The organism is Nonomuraea sp. NPDC050153, from assembly GCF_044460125.1.
GTDB lineage: Bacteria > Actinomycetota > Actinomycetes > Streptosporangiales > Streptosporangiaceae > Nonomuraea.
In genome coordinates this window covers 1-1,349 of the sequence record NZ_JBITJQ010000099.1, presented here as the reverse complement: position 1 = coordinate 1,349, position 1,349 = coordinate 1, and the positions used below count along the sequence as shown (strand labels likewise).

Sequence of the window (1,349 nt, the reverse complement as noted above, 5' to 3'; positions counted from 1 at the left end):
CCCTCGTAACGTGGAGACCGAACCAAGAGAGGTTTGGTCGTGGCAGGAACCACGAGACGCCGTTTTGATCCGGAGTTCCGAGCCGGGGCGGTGCGTATCGTCAAGGAGACCGGCAAACCCGTCGCGCACATCGCGCGGGATCTTGGTATCAACGAGTACACGCTGCACAACTGGGTGCAGATGGACCGGCACGCAACAGGGCAGGTCGGGCGCAACGGCAACGGAGGCGGCACCCTGAAGGAGTCCGAGCAGGAGGAGCTGGCGCGGCTGCGGCGGGAGAAGGCCGAGCTGGTCAAGCAGCACGCCGAGGACAAGGCCGCCTGGGAGAAGGAACGTGCCGAGCTGGAGGACGAGCGTGATGTCCTCAAACGATCCGTGGTCCTATGGGTCAAGGACTCGCTGAACCGATGACCGTGGTGGAGTTCATCGAGTCCCAAAGGGCCGAGTTTGGTGTCCCCCACAAGATCTGCTTCCGTGCGCTGGGCGTGTCGTCCTCGTGGTTCTACAAATGGAAGAACCGCAGGCCAACGGCTCGGCAACAGCGGCGCGCCCGTCTGGACGAGGAGATCAAACGGCACTTCGCCGCCTCCGGTGGCACCTACGGGTCGCCGCGTATCGCCCAGGACCTGAGGGCCGAAGGCTGGAAGCTGTCGGAGAACACCGTGGCCAAGCGGATGGCCGAACTCGGCTTGGCCGGGCGGGCGCCGAAGAAGCCGCGCTCGCTGACCCGGCAGGGCAAGCGGCCGGCCGCTCCGGACCTGGTGCGGCGCAAGTTCACCGCGGCCGCTGCGGACGTGCTGTGGGTCGGCGACGTCACGATGATCAGCACTGATGAGGGGCCACTGTACTTGGCCTCGGTCGAGGACTTGTTCTCCCGTCGGCTGCTCGGCTACGCCATGTCCGAGCACCATGACGCGGCACTGACAGTCGCGTCGCTGCAGATGGCCGTGGTCACGCGCGGGGGCGATGTGGACGGGGTGATCTTCCATTCGGACCGCGGCTCGGAATATACCGCTTCCCGCTACCAGGCCGAATGCCGCAAGCACGGGGTGGTCCAGTCGATGGGCCGGGTTGGGTGCGCGCTCGACAACGGAGCGGCCGAGTCGCTCAACAGCACCCTGAAGGTCGAGTTCGTGTACCGGCACCACTTCCGGACCCGGGCGGAGGCTCGGCTGAAGATCGCAACCTGGATCGCGGACTTCTACAACGTCAAGCGCAGGCACAGTGCCAACGACGGGCTACCGCCTGTCACATTCGAGCGCCTGATGATCGAGAAGAGGCAAGCATCAACGGCCCTGCTAAGGACCGCTGTGGCATAGAACCGTCTCCACGGTTTGGGGGGATTGACA

Annotated in this window: 2 protein-coding genes; both read left to right on the top strand. The window is 65.2% G+C overall.

Features of this window, described 5'->3' with window-relative positions; genetic code table 11:
• The first annotated feature begins 39 nt into the window (after nucleotides 1-39).
• Nucleotides 40-411, top strand: coding sequence for a transposase (locus ACIBQ1_RS61855; RefSeq protein ID WP_397292894.1), 372 nt, complete (start codon nucleotides 40-42; stop codon nucleotides 409-411).
• Complete coding sequence (locus ACIBQ1_RS61850; protein ID WP_397292892.1) at nucleotides 408-1,319, top strand: IS3 family transposase; 912 nt, start codon at nucleotides 408-410, stop codon at nucleotides 1,317-1,319. Before ACIBQ1_RS61855 ends, ACIBQ1_RS61850 begins: the two co-directional genes overlap by 4 nt.
• Nucleotides 1,320-1,349: the final 30 nt, after the last annotated feature.